Source organism: Enterobacter sp. Crenshaw, assembly GCF_024734705.1.
Lineage (GTDB): Bacteria > Pseudomonadota > Gammaproteobacteria > Enterobacterales > Enterobacteriaceae > Enterobacter > Enterobacter asburiae_B.
Genome location: NZ_CP102932.1, coordinates 1,240,937 through 1,259,615 on the forward strand (window position 1 = coordinate 1,240,937; position 18,679 = coordinate 1,259,615).

General features: G+C 55.4%; 15 protein-coding genes and 7 tRNA genes. 2 read left to right on the forward strand and 20 right to left on the reverse strand.

What is annotated here, in order from left to right; genetic code table 11:
- Positions 1-11: 11 nt before the first annotated feature.
- The gene (leuS, locus tag NWV12_RS05805; RefSeq protein ID WP_048980738.1) at positions 12-2,594 is read right to left on the reverse strand and encodes a leucine--tRNA ligase; all 2,583 of its coding nucleotides are present in this window, start codon (positions 2,592-2,594) and stop codon (positions 12-14) included.
- A gap of 214 nt (positions 2,595-2,808) precedes the next feature.
- Between leuS and NWV12_RS05810 the strand changes: the two genes are divergently transcribed.
- The gene (locus tag NWV12_RS05810) at positions 2,809-3,291 is read left to right on the forward strand and encodes a zinc ribbon-containing protein (RefSeq protein ID WP_048980791.1); all 483 of its coding nucleotides are present in this window, start codon (positions 2,809-2,811) and stop codon (positions 3,289-3,291) included.
- Between the two features lie 148 nt (positions 3,292-3,439).
- Here NWV12_RS05810 and rihA read toward each other — a convergent pair whose 3' ends face one another.
- The 10 genes from rihA to miaB all read right to left on the reverse strand — a co-directional run bounded on the left by rihA (position 3,440) and on the right by miaB (position 13,665).
- The gene (rihA, locus tag NWV12_RS05815; protein ID WP_045887719.1) at positions 3,440-4,381 is read right to left on the reverse strand and encodes a pyrimidine-specific ribonucleoside hydrolase RihA; all 942 of its coding nucleotides are present in this window, start codon (positions 4,379-4,381) and stop codon (positions 3,440-3,442) included.
- Between the two features lie 120 nt (positions 4,382-4,501).
- Positions 4,502-5,227, reverse strand: coding sequence for an amino acid ABC transporter ATP-binding protein (locus tag NWV12_RS05820; protein WP_014883001.1), 726 nt, complete (start codon positions 5,225-5,227; stop codon positions 4,502-4,504).
- Positions 5,227-5,901 carry a glutamate/aspartate ABC transporter permease GltK gene (gene gltK, locus NWV12_RS05825; RefSeq protein ID WP_101744452.1) on the reverse strand — a complete coding sequence of 225 codons (675 nt, stop codon included), beginning with the start codon at positions 5,899-5,901 and terminating at the stop codon, positions 5,227-5,229. Before gltK ends, NWV12_RS05820 begins: the two co-directional genes overlap by 1 nt.
- A complete protein-coding gene (locus NWV12_RS05830; protein WP_023310756.1) occupies positions 5,901-6,641 on the reverse strand; it encodes an amino acid ABC transporter permease in 741 nt (246 codons plus the stop codon). The genes gltK and NWV12_RS05830 overlap by 1 nt, the downstream gene beginning before the upstream one ends.
- Positions 6,642-6,796: 155 nt before the next feature.
- Positions 6,797-7,702: an amino acid ABC transporter substrate-binding protein gene (locus tag NWV12_RS05835; protein WP_008501049.1), complete on the reverse strand. Its 906-nt coding sequence runs from the start codon at positions 7,700-7,702 to the stop codon at positions 6,797-6,799.
- A 352-nt stretch (positions 7,703-8,054) separates the two neighbouring features.
- Positions 8,055-9,593, reverse strand: a complete 1,539-nt coding sequence (lnt, locus tag NWV12_RS05840) for an apolipoprotein N-acyltransferase (RefSeq protein WP_048980735.1) — start codon at positions 9,591-9,593, stop codon at positions 8,055-8,057.
- Positions 9,594-9,598: 5 nt separating this feature from the next.
- On the reverse strand, positions 9,599-10,477 hold the full coding sequence (gene corC, locus NWV12_RS05845; protein WP_021242574.1) for a CNNM family magnesium/cobalt transport protein CorC: 879 nt from the start codon (positions 10,475-10,477) through the stop codon (positions 9,599-9,601).
- An 89-nt stretch (positions 10,478-10,566) separates the two neighbouring features.
- The gene (ybeY, locus tag NWV12_RS05850; RefSeq protein ID WP_048980733.1) at positions 10,567-11,034 is read right to left on the reverse strand and encodes an rRNA maturation RNase YbeY; all 468 of its coding nucleotides are present in this window, start codon (positions 11,032-11,034) and stop codon (positions 10,567-10,569) included.
- Positions 11,031-12,077, reverse strand: a complete 1,047-nt coding sequence (locus NWV12_RS05855) for a PhoH family protein (RefSeq protein WP_008501053.1) — start codon at positions 12,075-12,077, stop codon at positions 11,031-11,033. The genes ybeY and NWV12_RS05855 overlap by 4 nt, the downstream gene beginning before the upstream one ends.
- A gap of 163 nt (positions 12,078-12,240) precedes the next feature.
- Positions 12,241-13,665 (reverse strand): tRNA (N6-isopentenyl adenosine(37)-C2)-methylthiotransferase MiaB, encoded by a 1,425-nt coding sequence (gene miaB / locus NWV12_RS05860; protein ID WP_048980731.1) that lies wholly within the window; start codon positions 13,663-13,665, stop codon positions 12,241-12,243.
- A gap of 135 nt (positions 13,666-13,800) precedes the next feature.
- On the opposite strand from miaB, the gene ubiF reads away from it, so the two are divergent.
- Entirely contained in the window at positions 13,801-14,976 is a 1,176-nt protein-coding gene (ubiF, locus tag NWV12_RS05865; RefSeq protein ID WP_048980728.1) for a 3-demethoxyubiquinol 3-hydroxylase, read from the forward strand.
- Between the two features lie 109 nt (positions 14,977-15,085).
- Here ubiF and NWV12_RS05870 read toward each other — a convergent pair.
- The 9 genes from NWV12_RS05870 to nagD form a co-directional block, all read right to left on the reverse strand.
- Positions 15,086-15,160, reverse strand: a tRNA-Gln gene (locus NWV12_RS05870).
- 36 nt (positions 15,161-15,196) lie between these two features.
- Positions 15,197-15,271 (reverse strand) — tRNA-Gln (locus NWV12_RS05875).
- Positions 15,272-15,311: 40 nt separating this feature from the next.
- Positions 15,312-15,388 (reverse strand) — tRNA-Met (locus tag NWV12_RS05880).
- Positions 15,389-15,405: 17 nt separating this feature from the next.
- Positions 15,406-15,480, reverse strand: a tRNA-Gln gene (locus NWV12_RS05885).
- A 32-nt stretch (positions 15,481-15,512) separates the two neighbouring features.
- Positions 15,513-15,587, reverse strand: a tRNA-Gln gene (locus NWV12_RS05890).
- A gap of 23 nt (positions 15,588-15,610) precedes the next feature.
- Positions 15,611-15,695: transfer RNA gene (locus NWV12_RS05895), tRNA-Leu, on the reverse strand.
- Positions 15,696-15,703: 8 nt separating this feature from the next.
- Positions 15,704-15,780: transfer RNA gene (locus NWV12_RS05900), tRNA-Met, on the reverse strand.
- Between the two features lie 226 nt (positions 15,781-16,006).
- Positions 16,007-17,671, reverse strand: a complete 1,665-nt coding sequence (asnB, locus tag NWV12_RS05905; protein ID WP_023310762.1) for an asparagine synthase B — start codon at positions 17,669-17,671, stop codon at positions 16,007-16,009.
- 249 nt (positions 17,672-17,920) lie between these two features.
- Positions 17,921-18,673 carry a ribonucleotide monophosphatase NagD gene (gene nagD / locus NWV12_RS05910; RefSeq protein WP_023310763.1) on the reverse strand — a complete coding sequence of 251 codons (753 nt, stop codon included), beginning with the start codon at positions 18,671-18,673 and terminating at the stop codon, positions 17,921-17,923.
- Positions 18,674-18,679 lie beyond the last annotated feature (6 nt).

Sequence of the window (18,679 nt, forward strand, 5' to 3'; positions counted from 1 at the left end):
TCCTCCCGCGCTTAGCCAACGACCAGATTGAGCAGTTTACCCGGTACGTAGATCACTTTACGTACGGTAACGCCCTCAAGATATTTTGCGACCAGAGGTTCCTGGCCCGCGCGCTCGCGAACCTGTTCTTCGGTTGCATCGACCGCCACGGTAATTTTACCGCGGACTTTGCCGTTTACCTGGACCACAACCAGCGTCGTGTTTTCCACCATCGCGGCTTCGTCAGCCTGCGGCCACGGCGCGTTGTCAATATCGCCTTCGCCTTTCAGCTCCTGCCACAGGGTGAAGCTGACGTGTGGAGTGAACGGGTTCAGCATGCGAACGACGGCCAGCAGCGCTTCACGCATTAAGGCACGATCCTGCTCACCGTCCTGCGGGGCTTTCGCCAGCTTGTTCATCAGTTCCATAATAGCCGCAATTGCGGTATTGAAGGTCTGACGACGACCAATATCATCGGTCACTTTCGCAATCGTTTTATGAACATCGCGACGCAGCGCCTGCTGATCTTCAGTCAGTGCGGCGGCGTTCAGCGCCGGGGCATTGCCCAGTGCAGTGTGTTCGTAAACCAGTTTCCAGACGCGTTTCAGGAAGCGGTTCGCGCCTTCCACGCCAGACTCCTGCCATTCCAGGGTCATGTCGGCCGGAGAGGCAAACATCATGAACAGACGCACGGTGTCCGCACCGTAACGCTCAACCATCACCTGCGGATCGATGCCGTTGTTTTTCGACTTGGACATCTTGCTCATGCCGGTATAGACCAGTTCATGACCTTCGGCGTCTTTCGCCTTAACGATACGGCCTTTCTCGTCGCGCTCGACGATCGCATCAACCGGAGAAACCCAGTTACGTTCGCCATTAGCACCGACGTAATAGAACGCATCTGCCAGTACCATGCCCTGACACAGCAGCTGTTTTGCTGGTTCGTCAGAGTTCACCATGCCTGCATCGCGCATCAGTTTGTGGAAGAAGCGGAAGTAGAGCAGGTGCATGATGGCGTGTTCGATGCCGCCGATATAGATATCAACCGGCAGCCAGTAGTTTGCCGCATCGGAATCGAGCATACCGTCCTGATACTGCGGGCAGGTGTAGCGCGCATAGTACCAGGATGACTCCATAAAGGTGTCAAAGGTGTCGGTTTCACGCAGCGCAGGCTGACCGTTGACGGTGGTTTTTGCCCACTCAGGATCGGCTTTGATCGGGCTGGTGATACCGTCCATGACCACGTCTTCCGGCAGGATCACCGGGAGCTGATCTTCCGGCGTTGGCATCACGGTGCCATCTTCCAGCGTCACCATTGGGATTGGCGCGCCCCAGTAACGCTGACGGGACACGCCCCAGTCGCGCAGACGGAAGTTAACTTTACGCTCGCCCACGCCCAGAGAGGCCAGCTTATCGGCGATGGCGTTGAAGCCCTCTTCGAAGCTCAGGCCGCTGAATTCACCGGAGTTGAACAGGGTGCCTTTTTCGGTCAGCGCTTGTTCGGACAGGTCGGGTTCAGAACCATCGGCGGCCAGAATAACGGCTTTAATCGGCAGGCTGTATTTGGTGGCAAACTCGTAGTCGCGCTGATCGTGGCCCGGAACGGCCATTACCGCGCCTGTACCGTACTCCATCAGCACGAAGTTCGCTGCCCAGACAGGGATCGCTTCGCCAGTCAGCGGATGCTTCGCATAGAAGCCTGTCGCGACGCCTTTTTTCTCCATCGTCGCCATGTCGGCTTCGGCCACTTTGGTGTTGCGGCACTCGTCAATGAAGGCGGCCAGCTCCGGGTTATTCTCTGCCGCTTTCTGCGCCAGCGGGTGACCTGCGGCTACGGCCAGGTAGGTCGCGCCCATGAAGGTGTCCGGGCGGGTGGTGTAGACAGTCAGGGTCTGGTCATAGTTCTCAACGTTGAAGGTAATCTCCACGCCTTCAGAACGGCCGATCCAGTTGCGCTGCATGGTCTTAACGGTATCTGGCCAGTGGTCGAGGTTATCCAGATCGTTCAGCAGCTCATCAGCGTAAGCGGTGATTTTGATAAACCACTGTGGGATCTCTTTACGCTCAACTTTGGTGTCACAGCGCCAGCAGCAGCCGTCGATAACCTGTTCGTTCGCGAGAACGGTCTGGTCGTTCGGACACCAGTTAACGGCAGAGGTCTTCTTATATACCAGGCCTTTTTTGTACAGCTCGGTGAAGAACTTCTGCTCCCAGCGATAGTATTCCGGAGTACAGGTTGCCAGCTCGCGGCTCCAGTCATAGCCAAAGCCCAGCATTTTGAGCTGGTTTTTCATGTACGCGATGTTGTCGTACGTCCACGGTGCCGGTGCGGTGTTGTTTTTGACCGCCGCGCCTTCCGCAGGCAGACCGAACGCATCCCAGCCGATAGGCTGCAGAACGTTTTTGCCCAGCATGCGCTGGTAGCGTGCAATCACATCGCCGATGGTGTAGTTACGCACATGGCCCATGTGTAGTCGACCAGAAGGATAGGGAAGCATCGACAGGCAGTAATACTTCTCTTTGCTCTCGTCTTCGGTTACTTCAAAGGTGCGCTTCTCGTCCCAGTGTTGCTGGACTTTTGATTCTATCTCTTCCGGGCGGTATTGCTCTTGCATGGCAGCCAGTGGTCCTGTTTTCAATACAGCTACAAATGTAGCCAATGGATGTGGTAATTCAGATCCGCATAGCATAGCCCAAACGCCCGCGTCAAAACAGCCTTTCGCACAAATGCGCTTTGCAGGAATTTACCGGGTCTGTGCTTCACCTGACAAAGCGGCGATGAAATAAGGTCTATTATTAGAAATAGTTACTTACCCGGGAGGCAAAATGATGAACAAGGTTGCTCAATTTTACCGCGAACTGGTGGCGACACTGACGGAACGGCTGCGTAACGGCGAGCGAGATATCGACGCGCTGGTGGAGCAGGCGCGTGCCCGCGTGACGCAAACGGGTGAGTTAACGCGAACCGAAGTGGAAGAGGTGACGCGCGCCGTGCGTCGCGATCTGGAAGAGTTCGCGCGCAGCTACCAGGAGAGCCAGGAGGAGGTCACGGACAGCGTTTTTATGCGGGTGATTAAAGAGAGCCTGTGGCAAGAGCTGGCCGACATCACGGATAAAACGCAGCTGGAGTGGCGCGAGGTCTTTCAGGATTTGAACCATCACGGTGTGTATCACAGTGGTGAGGTGGTCGGCTTGGGAAATCTGGTATGTGAGAATTGCCACCATCATTTTGCGGTATATACGCCGGATGTCCTGCCGCTGTGTCCGAAATGCGGCCACGATCAGTTCCAGCGTCGGCCGTTTGAGCCCTAGGTAAAAGCAAAACTGTTTGCTCCCTCTCCCGTGGGAGAGGGTTGGGGTGAGGGCATCAGGCTGCACATGGTAAAAGCAAAACGGCAACCACGTTGCCGTTTTTAGTGTTTGCCCCCTCTCCCCGTGGGAGAGGGGTGGGGTGAGGGCATCAGGCCGCACTATAGTAAGCCAGTCTCTCCGCCAGCAAATCCACAAACGCCTCGCGGTCGATGTCCACCATCACCGTGGTATTAGGTTTATTCCCCGTCAGCGAGTAGTAATCCACCACCGTCATTCCCTGGGTGTATTTTCCCTGCGTCTCAACACCAACCCATCTGTCCACCGTAGTGAACATCTCCGGCTTCAGTAGCCAGGCAATGGTGCACGGGTCATGCAGCGGCGCGCCGTGGAATCCCCACTTCTCGGCTTTGTGATACTCCATAAAGAAGTCGAGCAGCTCTGCCACGGTTGTCGCGACAGTATTACCCACGGAGCGGAATCGCTCAATATCGTCCGCCATAATCTGCGCGCGGTGGGTAACGTCCAGTCCCGCCATTACAATTGGTAAGCCGGACTGGAAGACGATTTCCGCCGCTTCCGGGTCGACAAAGATGTTGAACTCCGCCGCTGGCGTCCAGTTACCGAGCCCCATGGCGCCACCCATAATCACAATACGGGCAATTTTATTATGCAGCTCAGGATGGCTGTTCAGCAGCAGCGCAACGTTGGTTTGCGGTCCGGTAGCCACCAGCGTTACCGGTTCTGCGCTCTCACGCAGCACCTTCGCCATCAGCTCCACTGCGGTACAGTTTTGCGGCGTGAAACCCGGCTCCGGCAGTGCCGGACCGTCCAGCCCGCTTTCACCATGAACGTTGTCGGCAATAATCAGCTCGCGCATCAGCGGCTTCACGGCCCCGCCGGCGACAGGAATGTCGGTGCGTTTGAGCAGCGTGAGCATGCGCAGCACGTTGCGCAGGGTTTTGTCCGGCGTCTGGTTTCCAGCGGACGAGGTGACGGCTTTTACCTCGAGTTCAGGGGAGGCAAGAGCGAGGACGAGCGCGATCGCGTCGTCATGACCCGGATCGCAATCGAGAATAATAGGCTGTGCCATAGCGTTCTCCATACGTAGCGTTATTTTGTGACAAGGTTAACGCTGCAATGTGACGCCGACGAGAGGAACTGAGTGAAAGCGTGAAGCAGTGCGCAATCCGCAGATTGCGCACCGGGAAGATTAGTGCAGGATTTTCGCGAGGAAATCTTTCGCACGCTCTGATTTCGGGTTAGCGAAGAACTCTTCTTTCGGTGAGTCTTCGACAATTTTCCCTTCGTCCATAAAGATCACGCGGTTAGCCACTTTACGGGCAAAGCCCATTTCGTGGGTCACCACCATCATGGTCATCCCTTCGTGCGCAAGCTCGACCATTACGTCCAGCACTTCGTTGATCATCTCTGGATCGAGCGCCGACGTTGGCTCATCAAACAGCATTGCCACCGGATCCATACACAGCGCGCGGGCGATCGCCACGCGCTGCTGTTGGCCGCCAGAAAGCTGTGCCGGGAACTTATCGGCATGCGCCGAAAGCCCAACGCGTTCCAGGAGCTTCAGACCTTTCTCGCGCGACGCTTTTTTATCACGCTTAAGCACTTTTACCTGCGCCAGCGTCAGGTTCTCAATAATGGAGAGGTGAGGGAACAGCTCAAAATGCTGGAACACCATGCCAACGTGAGAGCGAAGCTGGGCGAGGTTGGTTTTCTTATCGTTGACTTTGGTGCCGTTGACAACGATCTCACCCTGCTGCACCGGCTCCAGTCCGTTGACGGTTTTAATCAGCGTCGATTTACCGGAGCCGGACGGCCCGCATACCACCACCACGTCGCCTTTTTTGACTTCGGTGGAGCAGTCGGTCAGCACCTGAAAGTGCCCATACCATTTAGAAACATTTTTCAGGGAAATCATTATACCGTCCTTTTCTTCAGCCAGCTGACCAACAGCGACGCGCTTAAACTAATCACAAAATAGACCGCACCCGCAAAGAGCACCATCTCGACCTGCGTACCATCACGTTCACCGATGGTTGACGCGGTACGGAAGAAGTCTGCCAGACTCAGAACGTAGACCAGCGAGGTATCCTGGAACAGCACGATACCCTGGGTCAGCAGGAGCGGAACCATGGCGCGAAACGCCTGCGGCAGAATAATAAGCTGCATGGACTGCCAGTGCGTCATTCCCAGTGCCAGCGCGGCGCTGGATTGCCCGCGGGAGATACTCTGAATGCCCGCTCGGATAATCTCCGAGTAGTAAGCGGCCTCGAACATTGAGAACGCCACCATGGCGGAGATCAGACGGATATCGGTTTTCGGCGACAGCCCCAGCACTTTCTGCAGAAAGCCGGGCACAATCAGGTAAAACCACAGCAGCACCATCACCAGCGGGATGGAGCGGAACACGTTAACGTAGGCGGTCGCAAACCAGGCGAGCGGCTTAAAGCTCGACAGGCGCATAACGGCCAGCAGGGTGCCCCAGACGATACCAATGATGATGGCAATAACGGTGATTTTTAAGGTAATCACCAGGCCATCAAGCAGGTAAGGCATGGATGGAACGATAGAACTCCAGTCAAATTCGTACATTATTTGCCCCCCAGATTACCCGGCAGGCGGATTTTGCGTTCAACCAGGTTCATCACCAGCATGATGAAAGCGTTAATCAGAACATACGCGAGCGTGATCGCGGTGAAGGATTCCCACGCGTGAGCGGAATAATCCAGCAGCTTGCCCGCCTGCGCGGCCATGTCGACCAGGCCGATAGTCGAGGCGATGGCCGAGTTTTTCACCAGGTTCATCATCTCGGAGGTCATCGGTGGAACGATAACGCGGTAGGCGTTAGGCAGCAGCACGTAGCGGTAGGTTTGGGGCAGCGTCAGGCCCATTGCCAGGCCCGCGTTTTTTTGTCCGCGCGGCAATGACTGAATGGCGGCACGCACCTGCTCGCAAACGCGCGCAGCGGTAAACAGCCCCAGACACATCATGGAGGAGACAAAGAACTGCACGTTCGGATCCAGTTCCGACTTGAACCACATGCCAATATTTTCCGGCAGCAGTTCCGGGATGACCAGATACCAGGTAAAGAATTGCACGATCAGCGGAACGTTACGGAACAGTTCCACATACAGGGTGCCAAGCGTTGAAAGAAAACGGTTAGGGACGGTGCGCAGAATACCGAACAGAGAACCGACAAGAAACGCGATAATCCACGCCGTTATCGATAGTGCCACGGTGACCTGAAAGCCGCTCCACAGCCAGCCAAGATAGGTGGTGTTGCCGAACGGGGCTTGTTGCAGGAATATGCCCCAGTTCCAGTCTATTGACATAATAAACTCCAGAAAAAAAAGGGTAGCAGCGCTACCCTCGAAGATTGGTGAGAAGCTCATTTTTCGCGCTGAGTGGGGAACGACCACTCAACGTATAGTCTGTCCATGCTTCCCGACAATCGAGAGGGCAGGAGATCCCGCCCCTGTAGTTCTAATTAGTTAAGAGCCTTGTCATTTGGAGATTTGAACAGCGCCTTCATGTCGTCAGACAGTTCAAAATTCATGTTCAGGTTTTTTGGTGGAATCGGGTTCTTGAACCATTTGTCGAACCATTTTTCCGCTTCGCCGGAGGTCTGCACCTGAGCGATGGTGTCATCGATCAGCTTTTTGAACTGCGGATCGTCTTTACGCAGCATACAGCCGTAGGCTTCTTTGGACTGCGCGGTACCGACGATATCCCAGTTGTCTGGTTTCTTCGCTTTCGCACGTTCGCCCGCCAGCAGGGCGTCATCCATCATAAACGCGACGGCACGACCGCTTTCCAGGGTACGGAAGGAGTCGCCATGGTCTTTCGCGCTGATGATGCGCATATCCATTTTCTTCTCGTCGTTCAGCTTGTGCAGCAGCACTTCTGACGTGGTACCGGAGGTCACAACAACCGCTTTGCCTTTCAGATCAGCGAAGTCTTTGATCTCACCGCCTTTCTTCGTCAGCAGACGGGTGCCCACGACAAAGATGGTGTCAGAGAAGGCAGCCTGTTTCTGACGCTCGAGGTTGTTGGTGGTGGAGCCACACTCGAAGTCAAAGGTGCCGTTTTGCAGCAGTGGAATACGGTTCTGTGAAGTGATTGGGATCAGCTTCACCTGCAGGTCAGGTTTGTTCAGCTTTTTCTTCACAGCTTCAACGATGGCGTTGGAGTAATCCTGTGAATAGCCCACGACTTTTTGCGTGTTGTCGTAGTAAGAGAACGGGACTGAAGATTCACGGTGGCCGACCACGATGACGCCGTTTTTGGCAATCTTGTCGAGAGTGCTGCCTGCTGCCGGAGCATCTTCAGCGTGAACCACGCCTGCAGACATTCCCATAACCAGCATTGCTGTGGCCAGTTTACGTAATTGCATACCCAACTCCTTTTTTATCAGCGCCAGCGACGCATTGATACCCATTGTGATGTTGTTATATCTCGCGCAATGCGAGTGCAGTGTTATGCAAGCTTGTTAACATTTAGTCTGGCTTAATGTAAAGATTTTGCTGCGTTATTGTTTATTTTTGCGAAGCGCGCCGCACCATTCAGAGGCAAATATCTCCCGTTGCACCGTTTCGGTGCTACCGATGATCTACGCTGGTGCGACAAAGTTGCACGTTAAGCCAAACTGCGTTTACCTGAATAAACAAAGCAATAGGCGTGCCAGAATGGGAGTCTGGAGAAAATTGCCGGGTGGCGGCTACGCCACCCGACAACAGAAGGGAAGGTTACTTCCGACGCTGACGCAGGCTCATCAGCACCGCGCCAAAGCCGAACAGCACGGTCAGTATCCACAGCGGCCAGTTGCCGGTGCGCGCGTATGGCGTCAGCCCGGTGGTTGGCGTGACTTTAGTGGTCAGTACCTCACGGGTAAACTGCGGGATCATCGCCTGAATCTCGCCCTGCGGACCAATCACGGCGGTGATGCCGTTGTTGGTGCTGCGCAGCAGCGGACGCGCCAGCTCCAGAGAGCGCATACGTGCCATCTGGAAGTGCTGCCACGGGCCGATTGACTTACCAAACCAGGCGTCGTTGGAGATGGTCAGCAGATAGTCAGTATCCGGGCGGAAGTTATCGCGTACCTGCTCGCCGAGAATGATTTCGTAGCAGATGGCCGCCGTCAGGGCCAGGCCGTGCGCGTGCAGCTGAGGCTGTACGTACGGGCCGCGGCTGAAAGAGGACATCGGCAGGTCAAAGAACGGGGCCAGCGGGCGCAGAATCGACTCCAGCGGGACAAATTCACCAAACGGCACCAGGTGGTTCTTGTTGTACCGGTCAGTGGAGTGGTAGCTGTACTCGCTATCTTTCCCGAGCGTAATGATGCTGTTGTAGGTGTCGTAGCGGTTCTGCTGATTCAGACGCGCATCGACAATCCCGGTGATCAGCGTGCTGCCGTGCGCCAGCAGCAGGTCGTTCATCATGTTGAGGAACGGCTGCTGGTTAATTTCCAGATCGGGGATCGCAGATTCCGGCCAGATAATCAGCTGGGATTTACCCATCACCTCTTCGGTGGCGTTGGCGTAGATCTTCAGCGTATTCAGCAGCTCTTTCTCATCCCACTTCATAGACTGCGGAATATTCCCCTGCACCATGGACACCTGCAGGGTGCGCTCTGGCTCAGGCGTGAACCACTGGATATAGCGCAGCGGGAAGGGCAGGGCAAACAGCACCAGCGCCACAGCCAGCGGCTTCCAGCAGCGCTGGACCAGCGCCAGGACCAGCAGGCCGCAGACCACCATCAGCAGGAAGTTGATGGCCTCAACGCCCATTACCGGCGCCAGACCCTTCAGGGGGCCGTCAATCTGGCTGTAGCCGAACTGCAGCCACGGGAAGCCCGTCAGCACCCAGCCGCGCAGGAACTCGGTTATCTGCCAGACCACCGGCGCGGCAATGGCGACGCGCAGCCAGGTGGTTTTTGGCCACAGGCGAGAAAGGATACCGGCGAACAGACCGGTATAGAGCGAGAGATACGCGGCGAGCAATACCACCAGGAAGACGTTAACCGGGCCAGGCATACCGCCAAACTGGGCGATGCTGACATAAACCCAGTTGATGCCTGAGCCAAACAGCCCCAGTCCCCAGAAGTAACCGATAGCCGCAGCCTGTACCGGACGACGATTCAGGGTCAGGCCCTGAAGCCCCATCAGGGAGAGAATGGCGGCGGGCCAGATATCGTAAGGAGAAAAAGCCAGCGTACCGCTGGCTCCAAGTAACAGCGCCAGCAGCAAACGGATGCGCTGGCGTTCAAGCAGTGGGGCAAATGCCATTTACATTAATCTTCCAGTTTTGGCACCGGTGAGTCGTCCGGCGTTCTGACGTGAACCTGTATAATACGTCGGCTGTCGGCCATTGCCACTTTGAACTGGTAACCGTCGATGTCAACGGTCTCACCGCGCGCCGGGAGGTGGCCAAAGGCCTGCATCACCAGCCCGCCAATGGTATCGACCTCTTCATCGCTGAAGTGGGTACCGAAGGCGTCGTTAAAGTCCTCAATAGAGGCCAGCGCGCGCACGGTCCAGGTGTGGCGGCTAAGCTGCCGGAAGTCGATATCTTCTTCTTCGTCGTACTCGTCTTCGATTTCGCCCACGATCAGCTCAAGAATATCCTCGATCGTGACCAGACCGGAAACGCCACCAAACTCATCAATAACAATCGCCATGTGGTAACGCTGAGAGCGAAACTCTTTCAGCATCCGATCCACACGTTTACTTTCCGGCACAACCACGGCCTGGCGTAACACTTTTTCCATGCTGAAGGCTTCGGCATCGCTGCGCATAAACGGCAGCAGATCTTTGGCCATCAAAATCCCTTCGATGTGATCTTTGTCTTCGCTGATGACCGGGAAACGCGAGTGGGCGGATTCGATGATCACATCGAGGCACTCGTCCAGGGTCTGGTTACGTTTCAGGGTGATCATCTGCGAGCGGGGGATCATGATATCGCGAACGCGCTGGTCGGCGATGTCCATAACCCCTTCGAGCATTTCGCGCGTATCTTCGTCGATAAGGTCGTTCTGCCCGGAATCACGAATCAGCTCCAGCAGTTCATCACGGTTTTTGGGTTCGCCGTGGAAAAGCTGGTTCAGAATGAGGGAGAAAAATCCCTTTTTACTGGTTGTCGTGTCGCTACTGTGTGAATTGTCGTCGCTCATGGCGTTTGTTAAGGGTTCTCTTGTTAGTTCAACGTTTACCGCCACGCGATGTCCTTTCGTGGCGGCATGTGAGTCCGTCAGGTGACGGACTATTCTTTCTCGGCAATGTACGGATCCTCATAGCCCAGAGCAAGCATTATCTCTGTCTCGAGGGACTCCATCTCTTCCGCTTCGTCATCTTCAATGTGATCGTAGCCGAGCAGGTGCAGGCTGCCGTGTACCACCATATGCGCCCAGTGGGCCTCAAGCGGCTTTTGCTGCTCTTTGGCTTCCTGTTCAACCACCTGACGGCAGATGATCAGATCGCCCAACAGCGGCATCTCAATACCCGGCGGCGCTTCGAACGGGAAAGAGAGCACGTTGGTCGGCTTATCTTTCCCGCGATAGGTCAGGTTAAGCTCATGGCTTTCTGCTTCATCCACCAGGCGAATCGTGACTTCTGATTCTTCCTGAAACTGAGGAATAACGCCATCCAGCCATTTCTGAAACTGTGCCTCATCTGGCATGCCGGAATTGTCTTCACAGGCCAGCTGTAAATCGAGGATCACCTGACTCATTTCTGTTCTTGCTCCTGCGCTTCGCGCTTACGTTCTGCGGCCAGTTCGGCCTTACGCTTCTGATCCGCCTCTTCCCAGGCTTCATAGGCGTTAACGATACGCGCGACCACCGGGTGGCGTACCACGTCTTCACTGTGGAAGAAGTTAAAGCTGATTTCGTCGACCTCGGCCAGCACCTCAATGGCGTGGCGCAGGCCGGATTTGGTGCTGCGCGGCAGGTCGATCTGGGTGACGTCACCGGTAATGACCGCTTTCGAGTTAAAGCCGATACGCGTCAGGAACATCTTCATCTGTTCGATGGTGGTGTTCTGGCTCTCATCGAGAATGATGAACGCATCGTTCAGCGTACGACCGCGCATGTAGGCGAGCGGGGCAACTTCGATAACGTTACGCTCAATGAGCTTCTCAACCTTCTCAAAGCCGAGCATCTCGAACAGTGCATCGTATAAAGGGCGCAGATACGGGTCGACCTTTTGACTCAGATCGCCTGGCAGGAAGCCCAGCTTTTCGCCCGCTTCAACGGCCGGACGGGTCAGCAGAATACGACGGATCTCCTGGCGTTCCAGCGCATCTACCGCAGCGGCAACGGCCAGATAGGTTTTACCCGTACCCGCAGGGCCCACCCCGAAGGTGATGTCGTGGTCGAGGATATTGGCGATGTACTGCGCCTGGTTTGGCGTACGCGGCTTAATAACGCCACGTTTGGTCTTGATGTTAATGGCCTTGCCGTAGTCCGGCACGCTTTCCGCGCTTTGCTCAAGCACGCGCGCCTCTTTAATGGCGAGGTGAATTTGTTCCGGTTCGATATCCTGAATTTCGCCGCGCATGGGTGATGTATCCACATACAGGCTACGCAGAATGTCCGCAGCGGCGTTGACGCAGATAGGGCGTCCGGTAAGTTTGAAATGATTATCGCGACGATTGATTTCGATACCCAGACGTCGCTCCAGTTGTTTGATGTTGTCATCAAACGGCCCGCACAGGCTCAGCAGGCGAGCGTTGTCTGCTGGCTCAAGGCTAATTTCACGCGTATCTATATTCAAACTGTTCCTCTTTAATTGGTTAACTGACCCATTGCTATAGGACGTAATAAAACGGTCATTACCGAAATTATTCACGCCACAGAATAAAGGCGCAAGCGTTGCGGAAGATATTGGGGACGATGAGAGGAAATACAAGGCCTGCCGGAAAGGCAGGCCAGGAGGATTAAGGCTGGTAAATCCCCACGCCAGAATCGTTTTCTTTACGGGTTCGAGAGATCACGGATTCCGGTGACTCGGCAATACGCAGGCCCATTTCGTCCTCGGTGCGTACCAGCTTCGCGCGCAGCGAGTTGGTCAGCACTTCGACAATCTCGACGTCCACGAATTTACCGATCATATCCGGGGTGCCTTCAAAGTTCACCACGCGGTTGTTTTCGGTACGACCGGAGAGTTCCATAATGCTCTTGCGGGAGGTGCCTTCCACCAGAATGCGCTGAACGGTGCCGAGCATACGGCGACTCCACGCGTTGGCCTGCTGGTTAATACGCTCCTGCAGAATATACAGACGCTGCTTTTTCTCTTCTTCCGGCACATCGTCAACCATATCGGCCGCAGGTGTTCCAGGACGCGCAGAGAAGATGAAGCTGTAGCTGACGTCAAAATTCACTTCACCGATGAGCTTCATGGTGCGCTCGAAGTCATCAGCGGTTTCGCCAGGGAAGCCGACGATAAAGTCGGAGCTGATCTGGATATCCGGACGCGCTTCACGCAGCTTGCGAATGGTGGACTTGTACTCCAGCACCGTATGCGGGCGGCCCATCAGGTTCAACACGCGGTCAGATCCACACTGAATCGGAAGGTGCAGGAAGCTCACCAGCTCTGGCGTATCGCGATACACGTCAATGATGTCGTCGGTAAACTCCATCGGATGGCTGGTGGTAAAGCGAATGCGGTCGATACCGTCAATCGCGGCCACCAGACGCAGCAGTTCGGCAAAGCTGCCGGTGGTGCCGTCGTAGTTTTCCCCGCGCCAGGCGTTCACGTTCTGGCCCAGCAGGTTCACTTCGCGAACGCCCTGTGCGGCAAGCTGCGCAATTTCAAACAGAATATCGTCTGCCGGACGGCTGACTTCTTCACCACGGGTGTAAGGCACCACGCAGTAAGTGCAATATTTGTTGCAGCCTTCCATGATGGAGACGAAGGCGGTCGGGCCATCGGCGCGCGGCTCCGGCAGACGGTCAAACTTTTCGATTTCCGGGAAGCTGACGTCAACGACCGGGCTACGGTTGCCGCGAACCTGATTGATCATCTCCGGCAGGCGGTGCAGGGTCTGAGGGCCAAAGACAATATCCACATACGGCGCTCTCTGGCGGATCAGCTTACCTTCCTGCGACGCGACGCAGCCACCCACCCCGATGATCAGGTCCGGATTTTTTCGTTTGAGAAGCTTCCAGCGGCCTAACACGTGAAAGACTTTTTCCTGCGCTTTTTCACGAATCGAACAGGTGTTCAGCAGCAGCACGTCCGCATCTTTCGCATTTTCTGTCAGCTGGTATCCGTGGGTTGAATCCAGCAGATCGGCCATCTTGGATGAATCGTATTCGTTCATCTGACAGCCCCAGGTTTTTATATGGAGTTTTTTAGTCATCGACTTGCTCAGCTCAGGATTGCAAGCCGCGTATTGTAATGCTTTGGTGGGGTTGTGACCAGTATGAAGGTTATGTGTCTCAGGACCGCAAAAATCCGGTAAACTTAAGGGATTCTCCAATAAGGAAAATTGACCATGACACTCCTACACACCGAAGTTGCCGTTGTCGGCGGCGGTATGGTCGGCGGCGCGCTGGCGCTGGGGCTGGCGCAGCAGGGATTTGAGGTAACGGTAATTGAACAGGCTGCTCCGCCGGCCTTCGATCCCGCCAGCAAACCGGATGTGCGCATTTCCGCGATCAGCGCGGCGTCCGTCGATCTGCTGCGCGGGCTGGGCGTCTGGGAGGCGGTGCTGGCGATGCGCGCCCATCCTTACAGCCGTCTTGAAACCTGGGAGTGGGAAAATGCCCACGTCGCGTTTGATGCCGCTGAGCTGAAGCTGCCGCGCCTGGGTTATATGGTGGAAAACAACGTGCTCCAGCAGGCGCTCTGGCAGGCGCTGGAGGCGCATCCGAAGGTGACGCTGCGTGTTCCGGCGTCGATTAAGGCACTGCATCCCCAGGAGAGCGGGTATTCGCTGACGCTCGACAGCGGCGATGAACTGGCCGTTAAGCTCGTCGTCGGAGCGGACGGCGCTAACTCGCAGGTCAGACAGATGGCGGGAATTGGCGTTCATGCCTGGCAGTATGAGCAGTCCTGCATGCTGATTACCGTCGAGTGCGAGCATGCGCCGGGAGAAAGCACGTGGCAGCACTTTACGCCGAATGGCCCGCATGCGTTTTTACCGCTGTTTGATAACTGGGCATCGCTGGTCTGGTACGACAAACCAGCACGCATTCGTCAGCTGCAGGGGCTTTCAATGGAACAATTGCAGCGGGAAATCCGCCTGCATTTCCCGGGCCGTCTGGGCAACGTTACGCCGGTGGCTGCAGGTGCATTTCCGCTCACGCGCCGCCATGCTTTGCAGTATGCCCGTGAAGGGCTGGCGCTGGTGGGCGATGCGGCACACACCATTCATCCGCTGGCCGGGCAGGGCGTGAACCTGGGGTACCGTGATGTCGATGCGTTACTGGATGTGCTGAGCAGCGCCCGCGGGCACGCGGAAAACTGGGCCAGCCATCAGATCCTGAAGCGTTACCAGACGCGACGCATGGCGGATAACTTTATTATGCAGTCGGGGATGGATCTGTTTTATGCCGGGTTCAGCAATGACTTAGCCCCGGTGCGCATTCTGCGTAATATTGGATTGATGGCAGCGGAACGTGCCGGTGGTCTGAAGCGTCAGGCGCTGAAATACGCGCTGGGACTCTAATCTTTTCCCCTCTCCCAGTGGGAGAGGGGCAGGGTGAGGGCATCAGGCCGCACCATCCTGAACAACAAAAACAAAAAAGCCCGCAGAGCGGGCTTTTTTGTTACTTAAGTGGCTGGGGTGCAGGGATTCGAACCCCGGAATGCTGGTATCAGAAACCAGAGCCTTACCGCTTGGCGACACCCCAATTGCGTTAAACAAACTGCTTAACGACTTTTTAAATTGGCTGGGGTACGAGGATTCGAACCTCGGAATGCCGGAATCAGAATCCGGTGCCTTACCGCTTGGCGATACCCCAACAATTTGTCTTGATTACCGAAAAATCGACAATCTTAATTTGGTGGCTACGACGGGATTCGAACCTGTGACCCCATCATTATGAGTGATGTGCTCTAACCAACTGAGCTACGTAGCCAGTACTGCAATCTTCGATGGCTGGGGTACCTGGATTCGAACCAGGGAATGCCGGTATCAAAAACCGGTGCCTTACCGCTTGGCGATACCCCAATACCGCGGAGAACCGCAAAATCGAAGAAATATGGCTGGGGTACCTGGATTCGAACCAGGGAATGCCGGTATCAAAAACCGGTGCCTTACCGCTTGGCGATACCCCATCCGTGCAACGCTTACCCGGGAATGGTGCGGGAGGCGAGACTTGAACTCGCACACCTTGCGGCGCCAGAACCTAAATCTGGTGCGTCTACCAATTTCGCCACTCCCGCAAAAAAGATGGTGGCTACGACGGGATTCGAACCTGTGACCCCATCATTATGAGTGATGTGCTCTAACCAACTGAGCTACGTAGCCATCTTTTTTCGCGTTACCTTATCGGCGTTGCGGGGCGCATTATGCGTATAGACCCTTGCAGCGTCAACACCTTTTTCAACGAAAATAGCCGGAATGTGACTGTTTGGTTAGGTTGCGAACAGCGTGGCCGAATATTCGGCAATTATTGGTTATTAATCAGATTTAGACGGTGAAATGTGAGGCAAAAAAATCAGGCCCCTGAGGGGCCTGATTGCGATCGGAGTGATTATTTGTAGGCTGACTGGTGAACGCCTACCGCGCGTCCTGACGGATCGTTCATGGATTTGAAAGATTCATCCCATTCAATCGCTTTGGCAGAAGAGCAGGCGACGGACGGGCCACCCGGTACGCACTCCGCGGCACTCGGTACCGGGAACAGCTCTTCAAAAATTTCACGATACAGATAGGCTTCTTTCGAGCCCGGCGTGTTGTACGGGAAGCGGAAGCTCGCGGTTTCCAGCTGTTGGTCAGAAACCTGTTTTGCCGCGACCTCTTTCAGGGTGTCGATCCAGCTATAACCAACGCCATCAGAGAACTGCTCTTTCTGACGCCATGCCACGCTCGCCGGCAGGTAGGATTCAAAACACTCACGCAGGATATGTTTTTCCATTTTGCCGTTGCCGCACATCTTGTCCTGCGGGTTGATGCGCATCGCCACGTCGAGGAATTTCTTATCCAGGAACGGCACGCGCGCTTCCACGCCCCAGGCCGACATCGCTTTGTTGGCACGCGCACAGTCGAACATGTGCAGCGCCTGCAGCTTACGCACGGTCTCTTCGTGCAGCTCTTTGGCGTTCGGCGCTTTGTGGAAGTACAGGTAGCCGCCAAACACTTCGTCAGAACCTTCACCGGAGAGCACCATCTTGATGCCCATCGCTTTGATCTTACGCGACATCAGGTACATCGGCGTTGAGGCGCGGATGGTGGTCACGTCATAGGTTTCAATGTGATAGATCACATCGCGGATCGCATCCAGACCTTCCTGCACGGTGAAGTGAATCTCATGGTGCACGGTGCCGAGGTGGTTCGCCACTTCCTGCGCGGCTTTCAGGTCAGGAGCCCCTTCCAGGCCAACGGCAAAAGAGTGCAGCTGTGGCCACCAGGCTTCTGAGCGCTCCTGATCTTCCACGCGACGGGCCGCGAATTTCTTGGTGATCGCGGAGATCACGGAGGAGTCCAGACCGCCGGAGAGCAGCACGCCGTAGGGCACATCAGACATCAGGTGGCTTTTCACGGAATCTTCCAGGGCCTGGCGCAGCTCGGCTTTGTCCGTGACGTTGTCTTTTACCGCATCATAGTCGAACCAGTCACGCTGGTAATAGGAACGGATCTCGCCGTCTTTGCTCCACAGATAGCTACCCGCCGGGAACTCTTTAATGGTGCGGCATACCGGCACCAGGGCTTTCATTTCAGAGGCGACGTAGAAGTTGCCGTGCTCATCGTGGCCCATGTACAGCGGGATAATGCCGATGTGGTCACGGCCAATTAGGTAAGCGTCTTTTTCGCTGTCGTACAGGGCGAAGGCAAACATGCCCTGCAGGTCGTCCAGGAACTCGGGCCCTTTCTCCTGATACAGCGCCAGGATCACTTCACAGTCAGAACCGGTCTGGAAAGCGTAGCGGTCGCCGTATTCGGCGCGCAGCGCCTGGTGGTTGTAGATTTCACCGTTGACAGCCAGCGCGTGCGTTTTTTTCTCGTTATACAGCGGCTGTGCACCGGCGTTGACGTCAACAATGGACAGACGTTCGTGAGCCAGAATCGCTTTATCACTGGCGTAAACGCCTGACCAGTCCGGACCGCGGTGGCGCATCAGGCGGGACAGTTCGAGTGCCTTTTTACGCAGTTCGCCCGCGTCAGTTTTAATATCCAGTACGCCAAAAATTGAACACATAACCTTCTCCGTTAATCCTGTTGCTTTGTAATGTTGCTTGCTTATGAAAATGCCGCAAAGGGGCAGGGCGCGCAAGCGTTTTACGGGTGAAAACGGAAATAGTGCAATGGTGATTGCGGAATAGTGAAAAAAGAGTACGCCATGAATTCTTTTATTGATGATTATGCAATAAAAAGTGCTTTTTGTTAGATGGGGTTTTATTTGTGCAGGCCATAAATGAAAAACCACGCCCTGAGGCGTGGTTCGTTATCAGATGATGTCGATTTCATCGACGGAGGGGTAGATCCAGCTTGGCCGGAACGGCATCGAATCAATGTCATCAAGTTGAGAGACGCCGGAGAGGACCAGAATCGTCTCCAGACCCGCCTGGAATCCGGCCAGAATATCGGTGCGCAGGTTGTCGCCGACAATAACGGTTTCTTCAGAGTGGGCCTGCATCTTGTTGAGCGCGGCACGAATGATCCACGGGCTCGGTTTACCGACCACAAACGGCTGACGACCTGAGATTTTTTCGATACCGGCGCACAGCGCGCCGCAGGCCGGATAAAAACCACGGCCGTGCGTATCCGGGTTGGTCGCGATAAAGCGTGCGCCGCTGGCGACAAAGTATGCTGCCTTATGCATCATCTCCCAGTTAAAGGAACGCGTTTCGCCGACAATCACGAAGTCCGGGTTCACGTCAGTGATGGTAAAGCCAGCTTTGTACAGCTCGTGTATCAGCGCACCTTCACCCACCACGTAGGCTTTTTTACCTTCCTGACGCTTCAGAAAATCCGCCGTGGCCATTGCCGAGGTATAAAACACGCTGTCCGGAACGTCGACGCCCGCCGTGGCAAAGCGGTTAGCCAGATCCTGACCGGTTTGGGAAGGGTAGTTCGTGAGCAGAACCAGAGGCATTCCTTTGTCGATGATGCGGTGAAGAAACTCCGCAGCACCCGGCACGGCAACGTTGTCGTGCATCAGCACGCCGTCGATATCACAAATTACATTCTTAATGGTCATGGACAG

Coding starts and splice junctions, on each gene's coding strand:
- leuS (WP_048980738.1), bottom strand. CDS start 2,594: ATGCAAGAGCAATACCGCCCGGAAGAGATAGAATCAAAAGTCCAGCAA.
- NWV12_RS05810 (WP_048980791.1), top strand. CDS start 2,809: ATGAACAAGGTTGCTCAATTTTACCGCGAACTGGTGGCGACACTGACG.
- rihA (WP_045887719.1), bottom strand. CDS start 4,381: ATGGCACAGCCTATTATTCTCGATTGCGATCCGGGTCATGACGACGCG.
- NWV12_RS05820 (WP_014883001.1), bottom strand. CDS start 5,227: ATGATTTCCCTGAAAAATGTTTCTAAATGGTATGGGCACTTTCAGGTG.
- gltK (WP_101744452.1), bottom strand. CDS start 5,901: ATGTACGAATTTGACTGGAGTTCTATCGTTCCATCCATGCCTTACCTG.
- NWV12_RS05830 (WP_023310756.1), bottom strand. CDS start 6,641: ATGTCAATAGACTGGAACTGGGGCATATTCCTGCAACAAGCCCCGTTC.
- NWV12_RS05835 (WP_008501049.1), bottom strand. CDS start 7,702: ATGCAATTACGTAAACTGGCCACAGCAATGCTGGTTATGGGAATGTCT.
- lnt (WP_048980735.1), bottom strand. CDS start 9,593: ATGGCATTTGCCCCACTGCTTGAACGCCAGCGCATCCGTTTGCTGCTG.
- corC (WP_021242574.1), bottom strand. CDS start 10,477: ATGAGCGACGACAATTCACACAGTAGCGACACGACAACCAGTAAAAAG.
- ybeY (WP_048980733.1), bottom strand. CDS start 11,034: ATGAGTCAGGTGATCCTCGATTTACAGCTGGCCTGTGAAGACAATTCC.
- miaB (WP_048980731.1), bottom strand. CDS start 13,665: ATGACTAAAAAACTCCATATAAAAACCTGGGGCTGTCAGATGAACGAA.
- ubiF (WP_048980728.1), top strand. CDS start 13,801: ATGACACTCCTACACACCGAAGTTGCCGTTGTCGGCGGCGGTATGGTC.
- asnB (WP_023310762.1), bottom strand. CDS start 17,671: ATGTGTTCAATTTTTGGCGTACTGGATATTAAAACTGACGCGGGCGAA.
- nagD (WP_023310763.1), bottom strand. CDS start 18,673: ATGACCATTAAGAATGTAATTTGTGATATCGACGGCGTGCTGATGCAC.